We start from the raw sequence: 14,240 nt of genomic DNA, 5'->3' as shown, positions 1-14,240 counted from the left end.
CTGCGGGAGCTGGCCGCCCAGGCCGGCGAGATCGTCCCGGTCGGCCGGGGCGGCGAGCGGCGCGCCATCGCACTGGCCAATCCCGCCCTCGGCGGACGGCCCTTCGCCACCCCCACCCTGTGGGCGGCCATCCAGTACCTGATGCCCGGCGAGGACGCCCCCGAGCACCGTCACACCCAGCACGCCTTCCGCTTCGTCGTCGAGGGCGAGGGCGTCTGGACGGTCGTCGGCCGCGACCCGGTGGCCATGCGCCGCGGCGACTTCCTCCCGCAGGCCGGCTGGAACATGCACGCCCACCACAACGCCACCTCCGAGCCGATGGCCTGGATCGACGGCCTGGACATCCCGTTCCAGTACACCAGCGAGTCCCAGTTCTTCGAGTTCGGCCGCGACGAGATCAGCGACGCCGAGCGGATCACCCCCGACCGCTCCCGCTCCGAGCGCCTCTGGGGACACCCGGGCCTGCGCCCCGTCGCCGCCGCCTCGGACGCCCCCGGCACCCCCCTCCTCGCCTACCGCTGGGAGCACACCGACCGGGCGCTCACCGACCAGCTCGCCCTGGAGGAGGAGGGCTTCGGCGGCACCGTCGAGCCCGGCCACGCCGCCGTCCGGTTCACCGACCCGTCCAACGGCACCGACGTGCTGCCCACCATCCGCGCCGAGGTGCACCGCGTGGTGCGCGGCGCCGAGACCGCCCCGGTGCGCGAGACCGGCTCGTCCGTCTACCAGGTCTTCGACGGCTCCGGCACCGTCACCGTCGGCGACACCTCCTGGTCCGTCACCCGCGGCGACCTGTTCGTCGTCCCGTCCTGGCAGCCGCTCTCCGTGCGCTCCGAGGCCGGCTCCACCGACTCCGACTCCGGCGCCCTGGACCTCTTCCGGTTCAGCGACTCCCCGATCTTCGAAGCCCTCCGGCTCGACCGCACCCACGTGGAAGGAACCACCCGCTCATGAAGCTCGCCACCCTCCGTACCGACGGCACCACCAAGGCCGTCCGGCTCGACGGTGACGTCCTGGTCGACCTCGGGTTCCCCGACGTGGGCACCCTCCTCGCGCAGGACGACTGGGCGGCACTCGCCGCCGCCCCCGCCGGTGACGCGACGACGTACCCCGCCGAGGGCGCCGACCTCGCGCCCGTGGTCCCGCAGCCGTCCAAGGTCGTCTGCGTCGGCCTCAACTACCGCAACCACATCCAGGAGATGGGCCGGGACCTGCCCGAACACCCCACCCTGTTCGCGAAGTTCGCCGACTCCCTGATCGGCGCGACGGACGACATCGTCCGCCCCGAGGAGACCGAGCAGTTCGACTGGGAGGTCGAACTCGCCGTCGTCGTCGGCAAGCAGGTCCGCCGCGCCAAGGGCGAGCAGGCCGAGCAGGCCATCGCCGGCTTCACCGTGCTCAACGACATCACCACCCGCGACTGGCAGTTCCGCACCCGCGAGTGGCTCCAGGGCAAGACCTGGGACTCCACCACCCCCGTCGGCCCGTACCTGGTGACCCCCGACGAGCTGCCCGGCGGCGTCCGCCCCGCGCTCGACGTCACGCTCACCGTGGACGACGAGGTCATGCAGTCCGACAACACCGGCGACCTGCTCTTCGACCCGGTCGCCCTGGTCGAGTACGTCTCCACCGTCATCCGCCTCAACCCCGGCGACATCATCGCCACCGGCACCCCCGGCGGCGTCGGCCACGCCCGCAAGCCCGGCCGCTACCTGCTCGGCGGCGAGAAGGTCGTCACCGAGATCCAGGGCATCGGCCGCCTGGAGAACAAGGTCGTCGAGGAGAAGCAGGCCCGATGACCCGCTCGTTCGACGACGCCCGCCGCTGGGCGGAGCTCGGCACGGACCTCGTGATCGAGGCCGTCGCCGGCTTCGACGACGAGGCCTACGACGCGCCCAGCGGCCTGCCCGGCTGGCAGCGCCGCCAGCTCGTCGCCCACGTCGCCGCCAACGCGGACGCCCTCGGCAACCTCGTGCACTGGGCGGCCACCGGCGAGGAGACCCCGATGTACGCGTCCCCCGGGGAGCGGGCCGCCGGCATCGCACGCGGCCTCGGCATGCCCGCCGCCGACCTGACCGGATGGCTGCGCCGCTCCGCCGCCGAACTCGCCGCGTCCACGGCCGGGCTCACCGAAGGCCAGTGGCGCACCCCGGTCGTCACGGCCCAGGGCCGCACGGTGCCCGCCACCGAACTGCCCTGGATGCGCTCCCGCGAGGTGTGCGTCCACGCCGTCGACCTGGACACCGGCATCACCTTCGCCGACCTGCCGGCCGATTTCCTCGGCGCCCTCTGCGACGACGTCATCGCCAAGCGCGCCCAGGCCCCCGGCCCGGCGCTGCGCCTGACGGAGACCGGCACCGGAGAGGTCCGGGAACTCCCCGGCGACGGCGAGCCCACCGTGCTCACCGGCCCGCTCGCCGAGATCACGGCCTACCTCACGGGGCGCGGGCACGCGCTCACCGCCGCCGACGGCGGCCCGGTACCCCCTCTGGGTCCCTGGCTCTGAACGACAGGGCCGGACCCCCGGCTCGGACAGGAAGTACACGATGACCCCAGCGACCCCTCCCACCGAAGGCCGACCCGACGTCCTCGTCGTCGGAGGTGGCATCGGTGGCCTCAGCACCGCCTTCGCCCTCGCCCGGGAGGGGCTGCGCATCCGCGTCCTCGAACGCGCCCCGGAGTTCGGCGAGGTCGGCGCCGGCCTCCAGATCGCACCCAACTGCACCCGCATCCTCGACGAGTACGGCCTGCTCGACGAGGCCAAGGAACTCGGTGTGGTCCCCGAGAACATGGTCATGCGCGACGCGCTCGACTCCCGCGAGCTCATCCGCCTCGACCTGGGCGACCTCGAACGCCGCTACGGCTTCCCGTACATGGTCATCCACCGCAGCGACCTGCACGCGATCTTCCTGCGGGCCTGCCGGAGGGCCGGCGTGGACCTGGTCACCGACCGGACGGTCGTCGACTACGAGAACACCGCCGGCGGCGCCCGCATCACCCTGGCCGACGGCGGCACCGAGGAGGCGCCGCTCGTCATCGCCGCCGACGGCCTGCGCTCCGTCGCCCGGCAGAAACTGGTCGGCGACGACGTCGTCAGCTCCGACTACGTGGCCTACCGGGCGGCCGTCCCGATCGAGCAGGTCCGGGACAACGGCATCGCCGAGAAGGACGTCACCGTCTACGTCGGACCCCGCTGCCACTTCGTCCAGTACGCGCTGCGCGGCGGCGACATGTTCAACCAGGTCGCCGTGTTCCAGTCGCCCAAGGCCCTCGCCGGGCAGGAGGACTGGGGCACCCCCGACGAGCTCGACGCCGCCTTCGAGGGCACCTGCGAGACCGTGGGCAAGGGCATCCCGCTGATGTGGCGGGACCGCTGGTGGCAGATGATGGACCGCGACCCGATCGACACCTGGGTGCACGGCCGCGTCGTCCTCCTCGGCGACGCCGCCCACCCGCCGCTGCAGTACATGGCCCAGGGCGCGATCATGGCGATCGAGGACGGCTGGGTCCTCTCCCGGCACGTCGCCCGGCTGCGGGCCGAGGACGCCGCACCGTCGGCCGTCGACTGGGACGCCGCGCTGGCCGCGTACGAGGCGGTCCGCGTCGAGCACTGCCGCCGGATCCTGACGACCGCCCGCGCCTGGGGCGAGCTGTGGCACCTCGACGGCACGGAGCGGCTGCAGCGCAACGCGATCATGCGGAGCATCGACCCGGCCGAGTACGCCTTCACCGACTGGGTGTACGGGCCCACCGCGCTGTTCCCGGACGAGGAGCCGCCCATGTTCCGGCCCGTCCCGCTCGCCTCGGCCCGCATCGAGGAGGACGAGGCGTCCGCGTCCGACGCCCCGGACGCGGACGCCGGCGCCGCGCTCGCGGGCGGCACGGCCCGCTGACGGCGGCCCTCCCCACGCACCCGCCGACCGCACGGCGAAGGCCGGCCGGCCCTCACGGAGAGGGCCGGCCGGCCTTCGTCGTCCTCGTGGCGCCGGTGCCCCCACCGGTGCCCCCACCGGTGCGGGCACCGGTGGGGGCGGCGGGTCAGCCCCCGGCCGGCAGCATCAGCCGGGCCAGCAGGTCGTCCAGGGTGACCAGACCGGTCAGCCGGCCCGTGTCGTCCCGCACGACCGCGAGAGTGCCCCGGCGACGGCGCAGCACGTCGATCGCGTCGGCGACCGTCGTGGTCTGCGTCAGCTCGGGCACCGGACGGGCCAGCTCACGGGCGCTGGTGGCGCGGCCCCGGGCGCGGGCGACCAGCGCGTCCCGCGCGTGGATCGCGCCCAGGACGGTGCCGCCGTCCCGGACGAGCAACCGGGTCCGGTCGTAGGCGGTGGCCACCCGCAGCACCTCGTCGACGTCCGCGTCGCCCCCGACGGAGTCGATCTCGTCGGCCGGGATCCGCAGGGCGGAGACCGGGGTGTCGGGCTCGGTCAGCGAGCGGGTCAGCAACTGCGAGTCCGTCTTGCTGATCAGGCCGAGCCGCTCCGACTCCACCACCAGGTGGGTGAGCTGTTCCCGGTCGTGGACCGAGGCCAGCTCGTCGCGCGGGCTCACCCGGCACATCCGCACCAGCGCGTTGCTCACCACGTTCAGGACGTGGATCAGCGGCCGCACCACCTTCACCACCGCCCGGAACGACGGGGCGAGCAGCATCGCGGAACGCTCCGGGTGGGCGATCGCCCACGACTTGGGCGCCATCTCACCGACCACCATGTGCAGGAACACCACCACGGTCATCGCGAGGGCGAACGCCACGCCGTAGCTGATCGCGCTCGGCAGGCCCAGGCTGTGCAGCAGCGGGTCCAGCTCGTGCGAGATCGCCGGCTTGGACACCGAGCCCAGCCCCAGGGTGCACACCGTGATGCCCAGCTGGGCGCCGGCGAGCATCAGCGACAGTTCGCGCATGCCCGCCAGCGCGGCACCGGCACCGCGCCGCCCCTCGGACGCCGCCTTCTCCATGCGGTGCCGTTTGGCGGCGACCAGGGCGAACTCGGCCGCCACGAAGAACCCGCTGCCGATCAGCAGCAGCACGGTCACGAAGAGAGCCATCGGGAAACTCATGCGGGCTCCTCCGTCTTCCCGGTCGCCCCGGCCAGGGGCGCGCTCGGGGTGATGCGCACCCGCTCGGCCACGTGCCGGTCCAGGGTGCGCACGTCGATCACCGCGCGGCCGTCCTCGGGCAGCTCGACGGTGACCCGGTCACCCACGATGGGGAAACGGCCCAGCCGGTCCACGATCAGCCCGGCCACGGTCTCGTAGTCGTCCTCCTCGGGCAGCCGCACGCCGGTCGCCTCGGCCACCTCGTCCAGCCGGCGGCCCGCGTCCACGAGCCAGCCGTCGCCGTCGGCGACCGCCAGTTCGGAGACCTTGTCGGACTCGTCGGCGATGTCACCGACCAGCTCCTCGGCGATGTCCTCGTAGGTGACGATGCCGGCCACCCCGCCGTGCTCGTCCAGGACGACCGCGAACTCGTCGTCCTGCTCGCGCATCCGCGCGACCGCGTCCGGCAGCGGAAGCGTGTCCGGCAGCAGCAGGGGCCGCCGGGCCATCGCACCGGCGGTGGCGCCGGCCAGCGCGCCGGCGGGCACGGCCATCAGCTCGCGCACGCCCAGCACCCCCGCGACGTCGTCGGGGTGGTCCCCGAGCACGGGGTAGTTGGAGTGCCCGTGCGCCGCGATCAGGCCGACCGCCTCGTCGGCGCCGGCCTCCCCGCGGACGAAGACGGCGTCCGCGCGCGGCACCATCACCGTGTGCAGGGTCCGCTCGGAGAACTCCAGCGCGTGGTCCAGCAGGGTGGCGGTGTCCCCGGGCAGTGCCCCGTTCTCGTGGGACTCGCCGATCAGGTGGCCGAGTTCCTCCAGCGTGGCCCCGTGGTGCAGCTCCTCGACCGGCTCGATGCCGATGCGGCGCAGCAGCCGGGAGGCGGCGTTGTCGAAGATCCGCACCACCGGTCCGACGACCTTCAGATAGGCCAGGGTCGAACTCGCCAGCGCCTTCGCCAGCCGCTCGGGCACGGCGATGGCGAGGTTCTTCGGTGCCAGCTCGCCGATCACCATCTGGACGACCGTGGCCAGCACGAAGGCGAGCACGACGGAGACGCCGCTCACGGCCGCGTCCGGCAGCCCGAGACCGGACAGTGCCGGCCGCAGCAGCGCGGACACCGACGGCTCGGCGATGAAGCCGACGACCAGACCGGTGACGGTGATGCCGAGCTGGGCGCCCGACAGCATGAAGGACAGCCGCTCCAGCACCTTCAGGGCGCGGGCGGCCCTGCGGTCCCCGGCCTCGGCCTCACGGGCGAGGGCGAGCCGGTCCACGGAGACGTAGGCGAACTCCTGGGCGACGAAATAGCCGGTGCCGGCGGTGAGCACGAACACGGCGAGCAGGCCGAACAGGGCCTCTACGGCACTCATCGAACACCACCCCGCCGGGTGCCGGTTTCCACAACTGCGTGACGGGATGGTCGGGGACTGTGCCCCGGGGGGTCCGTCGATCTGGCGGACACGTGCGTGGCTCCTCGTAGATGTGCTGATGGGGTCTGTCAGCGGTCCAACGTTTGCGACGGTGGCCATGTTCCCGCAAGAGGCCGGACCGCACCCGCCGGGGCGCGGTCCGGACCGCGGCCGGGGCGGGGATCAGAGATCGAACTCGTGCGGCGGCAGTCCCAGCGCGAAGCACGCCTCGCGGACGACCGCCTGTTCGTCGCGGTCGAAGTCGCCGTCCGCGCCGCCGATGATGATGCCGATCTGGATCACGGCGCGCGCCTCGACCGGCTTCTTCCTCGCCTTGGCGACCTCCTGCAGCACGCTCACCCGGCCGAAGGCGAAGTCCGCGGCCAGCCGGTCGAGGTTCTCCTCGAAGCGACGGCGCAGGTCGTCCGCGGGGAAGTTCCGCAGGATGTCGTTGGTGGCGATGAGCTGGGCCACCCGCTGCCGCTCGGAGGGATCGGCGACCCCGTCGGCGGCGGCGACCAGAGCGCACATGGCCATGCTCGCGTCCCGGAAGGCGCCGCTCCTGAGGTCGTTTTTCCTCGCTTCGAGCTGGCTCTGCATCTGCGTCGCGGATTCCCTGATGCGGTCCCACAGGGCCATGTGCACTCCAGGTGTTCGGGGGCGGGGCGGACGGCCCCACGGCGCGCGGCGCGCGGGGCCCCGTCCGGTGTCGGCAACCATTATCTACAGCGATGTAGAAGTTAGTGGATCCGGCCCCGGGGCAGAAGGGCACACCCCGGGCGGTCCGGGGCGGCGAAGGGTGTCGCATTGGGCCGAACGGGTGGCCATGCGTAAGAATTGGCCGATGCAGACAGCCAGCGCGACCGAGGACGGAGCATGCCGGTGAACAGCCACGATGTCACCGACGAACAGTGGGAGGGGCTCGCTCAGGTCGTTCCGCTGCGGGGCCGGGACGCCTGGCCGTCCTCGGTCGGCCACCGGTCCAGGCCCGAGGCCGACACCGAGGCGCGACGCCGCTTCGTGGTCCTGCGGGTGAACGTGTTCGCGGACGCCCGCGACGTCGCGGAGACGCTGATGGCCGGGATACCGGTCCTGCTCGACCTCACCAGCGCGGAGGGCGACGTGGCCAAACGCATACTGGACTTCAGCACCGGCGTCGTCTTCGGGCTGGGCAGCGGCATGCACCGCGTCGACCGCAACGTCTTCCTGCTGACCCCGGCCGGCACCGAGGTGGCGGGCCTGATGCAGGGCGTCGGGATCCCGGGGGACGAATAGGGGCCCGTCCGCCGGGCGGCGCGGAGGGGCGGGCGCGGCCGCCTCGGGCCGATCGGTGCGGTGAGCGACGCCTCCCGGCCGCGGGGTGGCCGGCGCGGCGGTGGTACACCTGGACGGTGACCGACACACCCGGCTCGCCGCGCCCCGGCGACCCCACCGCTTCCACCGCCCCCGCCGGCCCGCCGGACGTGGCCGGACTCCAGCGCCGGCTCGCCGAGTTCGCCGCGGCACGGAACTGGCAGCCGTACCACACCCCGAAGAACCTCGTCGCCGCGCTCAGCGTGGAGGCCTCCGAACTGGTCGAGATCTTCCAGTGGCTCACCCCGGAGGAGTCGGCCCGCGTCATGGAGGACCCCGACACCGCGCACCGCGTCGGCGACGAGGTGGCCGACGTGCTCGCGTACCTGCTCCAGCTGTGCGAGGTGCTCGGCATCGACCCGCTGGCCGCACTGAACGCCAAGATCGACCGCAACGAGCGCCGCTTCCCGGTCTGAACGGGCCCGCCGCGGGCTGCCGCTCCGCGGACCGTCACCGCGCGGGCGCTCCGCGGAGGGAATCTCTCCGCTATCACTCTCCGCAGTCGACATGTCGACCGTTTTCGAATTGTTGTCCCCAGATCTCCACCTTCTTCTAGGTGTTCTGTCTCAAACGGTCTCACTCTGGGTAGTGAACAAGGAAGTTGGGCGGACGCGTGGGCAGCGCGTCGGACAGACAGGGGCGGCGCATGGACGCTGTGCGGCTCATAGAAGCGAGCAGACGAGCCCTCACCACCGCCGGCGGCCTGCCGGAACTCTCGGCCGAGGTGTGGCAGGCGCAGGCACTCGCGCAGGCGATCGGCAGCCGCCTCGCGGTCACCGGCCCGCCCGAACTGCGCGGCGAGGCCCTGGGGCTGACCGAGCTGGCGGGCCGCGGCTGCGGCGTGCTGGACACCCCGCGGCTCGGCGCGGGCGAACTGCGCGCGGCCCTGCTCACCGACCTGGGTGACGCCCGGCAGGTCCTGCTGCATCTGGGCGGACTCCTCGGCGAGGTCGGCATCGCCCTGGTCGGCATGGCCTCCGCGGCGGAGGACGAGGCCTCGTACTGGCAGTGCGTGGAGGCCATCGACGCGGCCGACGAGTCCCGCGACCGCGTCCTGGAGATGCTCCGCAAACTGGCCGACCGCGACCGGGCCCTCGCGGAACGCGAGGCGGGCTAGTGACCTGAGCCGGAGATTCCTCGGCAGGAGGCGGCGGCTCCGTCGAGGATCCCGTCGGCGCTCTTCGTCCGGACGAAGGGCCGCGGGTGCTCGTTCCAGTCCGCGAGCCAGGACCGGATGTCGCGTTCGAGGGCCTGGACGGAGCGGTGGGCGCCTCGCCCGGGCTTCTCCCCAAGGTGCCCGGCGCACCACCGCTTCCCGGGCCCGGTGGCGGGGGACGGAACGCCTCCGCCGCGCCTCGTCCGTTCCCTGCCCGTACCGTTCAGGCGTGCGCGTGCGCAGCAAGGCCACGCGCACGCGGTAGAAAGGGAATTGATGAAACGTCACATAAGACGGGGAGGGCTTCCGGCCGCCGCTCTCCTGCCGGTACTCGCTCTGGCCGTGGCCTGCTCCGGCACCGGGGAGCCGGCCGGTGCGGGCGAGGACGCCGGAAGAACCCCGGCGGCGTCGGAAGCGGGGGACCGCTCCGCGCCGCTCACCGCCGGCGGGCTCAAGGCCGCACTGCTCACCGAGGCCGAGGCCGAGGCGGCGGGCTTCACCGTCACGGGTGGTGGTGCGCGTACCGGTGCCGCCGCGGACGACGCCGACGGGGACGCGACCGAGCCGGCCGCCTGTGCGGCTCTGCGGAAGGTGCGCAGCGAGGAGGCGCCCGGTCGTGGGGAGTCGGCCGCCGCCTGGTCGATGATGTACGGGAGGGACGGCGCCGGGGCGCTCCGGAAGACCGTGCTCACCAGCTACCCGGCAAAGACCGCCCGCTCCCGTGTCGCCGAGCTGCGCCGCGCCGTGGACAGCTGCGACAGGTTCTCGGTACGGAACCCCTACGGCGCCGCCTCCTTCACGACCGAAACGCTCCCGGTACCGGACCTCGGCGAGGAGGTCGTGCGATACCGCCTGCTGGGCCGTACGCAGACCACGGCCGGAGACAAGGGGTACGCCTACTCCCTGGTGACCGCCGTACGCGTGGGCGGTGTCATCGCGACCGTGGAGACCTCCGAACTCCTCGGGCCGCTCCCTCCCGCCCGACTGGCGGAGTTCGAACCGGAGCCGGGGCCCGACGAACCGATGATCGCTGCTCTCGTCGAGAAGGTGAGCGGGTCCGCGGGCGGGTGACGGGCGCCGCCGGTGCCCCGGAGGGTGCCGGGCGCCGCCCGGGACGGTGCCGGCTCAGGAGGACGAGCCGTGAACGGGTCGGCGGGCGTGCGAAGGAACGGCCGAGGATCTCCGGCTCGGGACATCGGGCAGGCCACGGGCACACCAGGGGTGCGGCGCACGAGCACGGGGAGGCGCGACACGGGCACGGGGGACCGATCGGGCCCTGCCGTGTCCGAGCAGGCAGGATGGGGGTATGGACCTCCGTATCTTCACCGAGCCCCAGCAGGGGGCCACCTACGACACCTTGCTCACCGTCGCCAAGGCCACCGAGGACCTCGGCTTCGACGCCTTCTTCCGCTCCGACCACTACCTCAAGATGGGCTCCGTGGACGGCCTGCCCGGCCCCACCGACGCCTGGATCACCCTCGCCGGACTCGCCCGCGAGACCCAGCGCATCCGGCTCGGCACCCTGATGACCGCGGGCACCTTCCGCCTCCCCGGCGTCCTCGCCATCCAGGTCGCCCAAGTGGACCAGATGTCCGGCGGCCGCGTCGAACTCGGCCTGGGGTCGGGCTGGTTCGAGGAGGAGCACAAGGCGTACGGCATCCCCTTCCCGAAGGAGAAGATGGCGCGCCTGGAGGAGCAGCTGGAGATCGTCACCGGCCTGTGGGCGACGGAGACCGGGCAGACCTACGACTTCCACGGCACCTACTACGACCTCACGAAGTCGCCGGCGCTCCCCAAGCCGGCCCAGGCCAAGGTCCCGGTGCTCGTCGGTGGCCACGGCGCCGTCCGCACCCCCCGGCTCGCCGCGCGGTACGCGGACGAGTTCAACATGCCGTTCGCCTCCCTGGAGGACAGCGAGCGCCAGTTCGGCCGGGTGCGCGCCGCCGCCCAGGAGGCCGGCCGCGACCCGGACGACCTCGTGTACTCCAACGCGCTGGTCGCCTGTGTCGGCAAGGATGAGCAGGAGGTCGCCCGCCGGGCCGCCGCGATCGGCCGCGAGCCCGACGAACTGCGGGCCAACGGGCTGGCGGGCACCCCCGCCGAGGTCGTCGACAAGATCGGCCGCTACGCGGAGATCGGCGCCCGGCGCATCTACCTCCAGATCCTCGACCTGTCCGACCTCGACCACCTGGAACTGATCTCCTCCCAGGTCCAGTCCCAGCTCGGCTAGCGTCTTTGGCCGTGCGGGCGGACGACCCGCACGGCCCGCCGGCCTTCTGGCAACCGGCTGAGCCGACGACCGTGACAGCTCTTCCCGGACTGCGCGGACGCCGCTGCCGACCTGCTGCGCCTGCGAGCCGGTGAGCACGTCCCGACACAGACGCTGGTGCCCCCGACTGCGTACCCATCACAGGGACGCCGCGACTGTCAGGGCTCCTCTCCGAGAGTCCTGTCTGACCTGCTGTCACTACTCCCCGCATCTCGGGGGAACCTCATCGAGCTTTTCAGGATGCCTTCCCACGTCAGGGTGGAACGGCAAACCGCCGACTGACCCCTCAGCTTGGGAAGCGACGGCGCCCGGGTGGGGGCCATGGCTCTGACCAGCGTGGACAGCGGGACCCTGAGGTGGTCGTGTGGGTCGGATCGCACCGCTGCCGACCGTGGATTCCCGCCCTTACGGGCACGCGGCGGGCAGAGGGTCCCGGAAAGGGCGGAGGTCGGCGCCACCGGGGGCGACTCCGCACGGTCCCTCCATCCGCAGATCAGCTGTTGAAGCGGCGTTGCTGCTGCACAGGCCCACCAGCCTCCGTGCCGGATCCCCTCGTCATCCGCTCAGAGTCCTGTGCACCTTGCCAGGCGCTATGCCATATTCAATGGCATACTCGACGCATGGCTGATGACGACGTTGAGTTCCCACCCGGCGATGGCCCCACCAGCGGTATCTCCGTCACCCTGACCGCCGGAACTCTGCACGCGATCCGTGAGCGGGTCGGCAAGCGGGGAGTTTCGGCCTACTTGGAGAAGGCGGCCCAGCGCCAGATCGAGCGCGACAACCTGGACGAGCTGATCGCAGACTTCGACAAGGTGCACGGCCCGGCCGACCCCGCAGCCGTGGCGGCCAAGCGTGCCCGGCTGACCGGAGGCGCCTCGAACGCCGGGGCGGCCGCGTGAGCGGTGCCCTGGTCCTGGACAGCGAGGGCCTGGCGAAGGCCGTACAGCGTGATCGGGAGATCCATGAGTGGCTGACGGCTGCTCGCGACGCGGACCTGCCAGTGATCACCTCGGCCGCCGTGCTGGTCGAGGTGATCCACCCGAAGATCAACGACGCCGCGCTGAAGTGGACCCTGTCCCGCCTGAGTGTCGAGCCGGTAACCCAGACCCTCGCGCACTGCGCTGCCGCTTTGCTGCGTGCAGCGGGGCTGCGCGGCCACAAGTACGCCATCGACGCCATGCTGTGCGCGACGGCCCTGCAGCATCCCGGCCCGGTGACGATCCTGACTTCGGACGTGGAAGACATCGGGCTGCTCACCGCCGAGCATCCGCGCCTGAGCGCGGAGAAGGTCTGAGCCGAGGCTCCAGAACAGACCCTCACGACGAAGAGCCGGCCGCTGCCCCGATGATCAGTGCTCTGAGGGGAGGCGCAGTACGGCGACAAGCTCGGGCCGCCTACGGGTGAGGGCCGGGCTGACCTGTGGTCATGTGATCGAGACGTGGGCGCCCGCGAGCCAGAGGTTCAGGTGGTCGTCGTCGAACGTGATCCGGTCGGCTTGGACAGTGACCGCTCGTCGAAGGACGTCATCGTCGTCCGGGTCCTGGTGGTAGTCGGTGAACGTCAGACGGAACGCTGTGCGCACGCTGAAATCCCCCATGGGGGCCATCCCGGCGCGATCGTTGCGGACGCGGAAGATCGTTTCTCGCCCTTGCCCGCCGCACACGGCGCCCCGGACCGGCAACCGGTGGATCGGCGGCGACCGGAGCTTCCCGTACGGCCGGCCGCCCGCCGACCCGGTGGGCCCCGCTGTTGTTGCAGGATAAACAACTGCCGGCACGGCCCGGTGCCACCCATACTCGGTCACGTGTTCCTGACGATCTCCACCACCGGCGACCGGACCGACCCCGCTACCGACCTGGGCTTCCTCCTGCATAAGCATCCCGAGAACCCCTTCTCGGCCGAGCTGTCCTACGGCACCGCGCACGTCCTCTACCCCGAGGCGGACGCCGAGCGCTGCACGGCGGCGCTGCTGCTGGAGGTGGACGCGGTGGCACTGGTCCGGCGCGGCAAGGGCAAGGGGCGCGGCGGTGCCCCCGACGCCGCCCTCGCCCAGTACGTCAACGACCGCCCGTATGCGGCGTCCTCGCTGCTCGCCGTGGCGCTCGGCGGCGTCTTCTCCAGTGCGATGCGCGGCGTGTGCAAGGCCCGCCCGGAGCTGCCGGGGCGGCCGCTGCCGCTGCGCATCGAGATACCCGCGCTGCCCGCGCGCGGCGGCCCCGCCCTGGTCGGGCGGCTCTTCGAGCCGCTCGGCTGGACGGTCACGGCCGACCCGGTGGCCCTGGACACCGAGTTCCCGGAGTGGGGCGACTCGCGGTACGTGCGCCTCGTCCTGGAGGCGGACACCCTCACCCTCGCCCAGGCCCTGCGCCACCTCTACGTGCTGCTCCCCGTCCTCGACGACGCCAAGCACTACTGGGTCTCCTCCGACGAGGTGGACAAGCTGCTGCGGGCCGGCGAGGGCTGGCTGCCCGGCCACCCGGAGCAGAAGCTGATCACCAGCCGTTACCTCACCCGCCGCTGGTCGCTGACCCGTCAGGCGCTGGAACGGCTCGAACTGGTCCGGCTGGCCGAGGCGGACGACAGCGACGTCGAGGAGATCGACAACGCGGTGGGGGAGGAGACCGAGGCCGAGGAGAAGCCGACCCCGCTCGCCGTGCGGCGCCGGGAGGCGATCATCGCCGCGCTCGGTGCCTCCGGTGCCGCCCGCGTGCTCGACCTCGGCTGCGGACAGGGCCAGTTGGTGCAGGAACTGCTGCGGAACCCCGCTTTCACCGAGATCGTCGGCGTCGACGTGTCCCTGCGCGCGCTCACCATCGCCTCCCGGCGGCTCAAGCTGGACCGCATGGGGGAGCGGCAGGCGTCCCGGGTGAAGCTCCTCCAGGGTTCGCTGTCGTACACCGACAAGCGGCTCAAGGGGTATGACGCGGCCGTGCTCAGCGAGGTGATCGAGCACCTCGACCCGCCGAGGCTGCCCGCCCTGGAGTACGCCGTGTTCGGCGCGGCCCGCCCC

At 72.5% G+C, this 14,240-nt stretch carries 16 protein-coding genes; 12 read left to right on the top strand and 4 right to left on the bottom strand.

What is annotated here, in order from left to right:
- The 4 genes from AOK18_RS09025 to AOK18_RS09010 all read left to right on the top strand — a co-directional run.
- The coding region (locus AOK18_RS09025) for a cupin domain-containing protein (protein ID WP_055693961.1) at positions 1 to 954 on the top strand (954 nt) is incomplete at its 5' end.
- Positions 951 to 1,799, top strand: coding sequence for a fumarylacetoacetate hydrolase family protein (locus AOK18_RS09020; protein WP_055570814.1), 849 nt, complete (start codon positions 951 to 953; stop codon positions 1,797 to 1,799). The genes AOK18_RS09025 and AOK18_RS09020, both read left to right, overlap by 4 nt.
- Positions 1,796 to 2,506, top strand: a complete 711-nt coding sequence (locus AOK18_RS09015) for a maleylpyruvate isomerase family mycothiol-dependent enzyme (protein WP_055570813.1) — start codon at positions 1,796 to 1,798, stop codon at positions 2,504 to 2,506. Before AOK18_RS09020 ends, AOK18_RS09015 begins: the two co-directional genes overlap by 4 nt.
- Before the next feature lie 40 nt (positions 2,507 to 2,546).
- Positions 2,547 to 3,893, top strand: a complete 1,347-nt coding sequence (locus AOK18_RS09010; protein WP_055570812.1) for an FAD-dependent oxidoreductase — start codon at positions 2,547 to 2,549, stop codon at positions 3,891 to 3,893.
- A 145-nt stretch (positions 3,894 to 4,038) separates the two neighbouring features.
- Here AOK18_RS09010 and AOK18_RS09005 read toward each other — a convergent pair whose 3' ends face one another.
- From AOK18_RS09005 to AOK18_RS08995, 3 genes are all read right to left on the bottom strand, one after another.
- Positions 4,039 to 5,058 carry a hemolysin family protein gene (locus AOK18_RS09005; RefSeq protein ID WP_055572921.1) on the bottom strand — a complete coding sequence of 340 codons (1,020 nt, stop codon included), beginning with the start codon at positions 5,056 to 5,058 and terminating at the stop codon, positions 4,039 to 4,041.
- Positions 5,055 to 6,410 carry a hemolysin family protein gene (locus AOK18_RS09000; RefSeq protein ID WP_055693960.1) on the bottom strand — a complete coding sequence of 452 codons (1,356 nt, stop codon included), beginning with the start codon at positions 6,408 to 6,410 and terminating at the stop codon, positions 5,055 to 5,057. The genes AOK18_RS09005 and AOK18_RS09000 overlap by 4 nt, the downstream gene beginning before the upstream one ends.
- Positions 6,411 to 6,632: 222 nt before the next feature.
- On the bottom strand, positions 6,633 to 7,088 hold the full coding sequence (locus AOK18_RS08995; protein ID WP_055693959.1) for a tellurite resistance TerB family protein: 456 nt from the start codon (positions 7,086 to 7,088) through the stop codon (positions 6,633 to 6,635).
- A 237-nt stretch (positions 7,089 to 7,325) separates the two neighbouring features.
- On the opposite strand from AOK18_RS08995, the gene AOK18_RS08990 reads away from it, so the two are divergent.
- The 7 genes from AOK18_RS08990 to AOK18_RS08960 all read left to right on the top strand — a co-directional run bounded on the left by AOK18_RS08990 (position 7,326) and on the right by AOK18_RS08960 (position 12,524).
- Positions 7,326 to 7,724, top strand: coding sequence for a cell division protein SepF (locus AOK18_RS08990; RefSeq protein WP_055572918.1), 399 nt, complete (start codon positions 7,326 to 7,328; stop codon positions 7,722 to 7,724).
- Between the two features lie 188 nt (positions 7,725 to 7,912).
- On the top strand, positions 7,913 to 8,218 hold the full coding sequence (locus AOK18_RS08985; RefSeq protein WP_055572924.1) for a nucleotide pyrophosphohydrolase: 306 nt from the start codon (positions 7,913 to 7,915) through the stop codon (positions 8,216 to 8,218).
- A gap of 230 nt (positions 8,219 to 8,448) precedes the next feature.
- Complete coding sequence (locus AOK18_RS08980) at positions 8,449 to 8,919, top strand: DUF6099 family protein (protein ID WP_055572923.1); 471 nt, start codon at positions 8,449 to 8,451, stop codon at positions 8,917 to 8,919.
- A 315-nt stretch (positions 8,920 to 9,234) separates the two neighbouring features.
- The gene (locus AOK18_RS08975; RefSeq protein ID WP_157865060.1) at positions 9,235 to 10,029 is read left to right on the top strand and encodes a hypothetical protein; all 795 of its coding nucleotides are present in this window, start codon (positions 9,235 to 9,237) and stop codon (positions 10,027 to 10,029) included.
- A gap of 235 nt (positions 10,030 to 10,264) precedes the next feature.
- Complete coding sequence (locus tag AOK18_RS08970; protein ID WP_055572916.1) at positions 10,265 to 11,188, top strand: LLM class F420-dependent oxidoreductase; 924 nt, start codon at positions 10,265 to 10,267, stop codon at positions 11,186 to 11,188.
- Positions 11,189 to 11,847: 659 nt separating this feature from the next.
- Positions 11,848 to 12,129: a hypothetical protein gene (locus tag AOK18_RS08965; protein ID WP_055572915.1), complete on the top strand. Its 282-nt coding sequence runs from the start codon at positions 11,848 to 11,850 to the stop codon at positions 12,127 to 12,129.
- Positions 12,126 to 12,524 carry a PIN domain-containing protein gene (locus AOK18_RS08960; RefSeq protein ID WP_055693957.1) on the top strand — a complete coding sequence of 133 codons (399 nt, stop codon included), beginning with the start codon at positions 12,126 to 12,128 and terminating at the stop codon, positions 12,522 to 12,524. Before AOK18_RS08965 ends, AOK18_RS08960 begins: the two co-directional genes overlap by 4 nt.
- A 129-nt stretch (positions 12,525 to 12,653) precedes the next feature.
- Here the strand turns inward: AOK18_RS08960 and AOK18_RS08955 are convergent, their stop codons facing one another.
- Positions 12,654 to 12,812 (bottom strand): hypothetical protein, encoded by a 159-nt coding sequence (locus AOK18_RS08955; RefSeq protein WP_157865059.1) that lies wholly within the window; start codon positions 12,810 to 12,812, stop codon positions 12,654 to 12,656.
- 222 nt (positions 12,813 to 13,034) lie between these two features.
- Between AOK18_RS08955 and AOK18_RS08950 the strand changes: the two genes are divergently transcribed.
- On the top strand, positions 13,035 to 14,240 hold a 1,206-nt coding region (locus tag AOK18_RS08950; RefSeq protein WP_055693955.1), incomplete at its 3' end, for a 3' terminal RNA ribose 2'-O-methyltransferase Hen1.

The sequence above is a fragment of the Streptomyces prasinopilosus genome (assembly GCF_001419695.1).
GTDB lineage: Bacteria > Actinomycetota > Actinomycetes > Streptomycetales > Streptomycetaceae > Streptomyces > Streptomyces prasinopilosus.
This window is presented reverse-complemented; position numbering and strand designations above follow the sequence as displayed.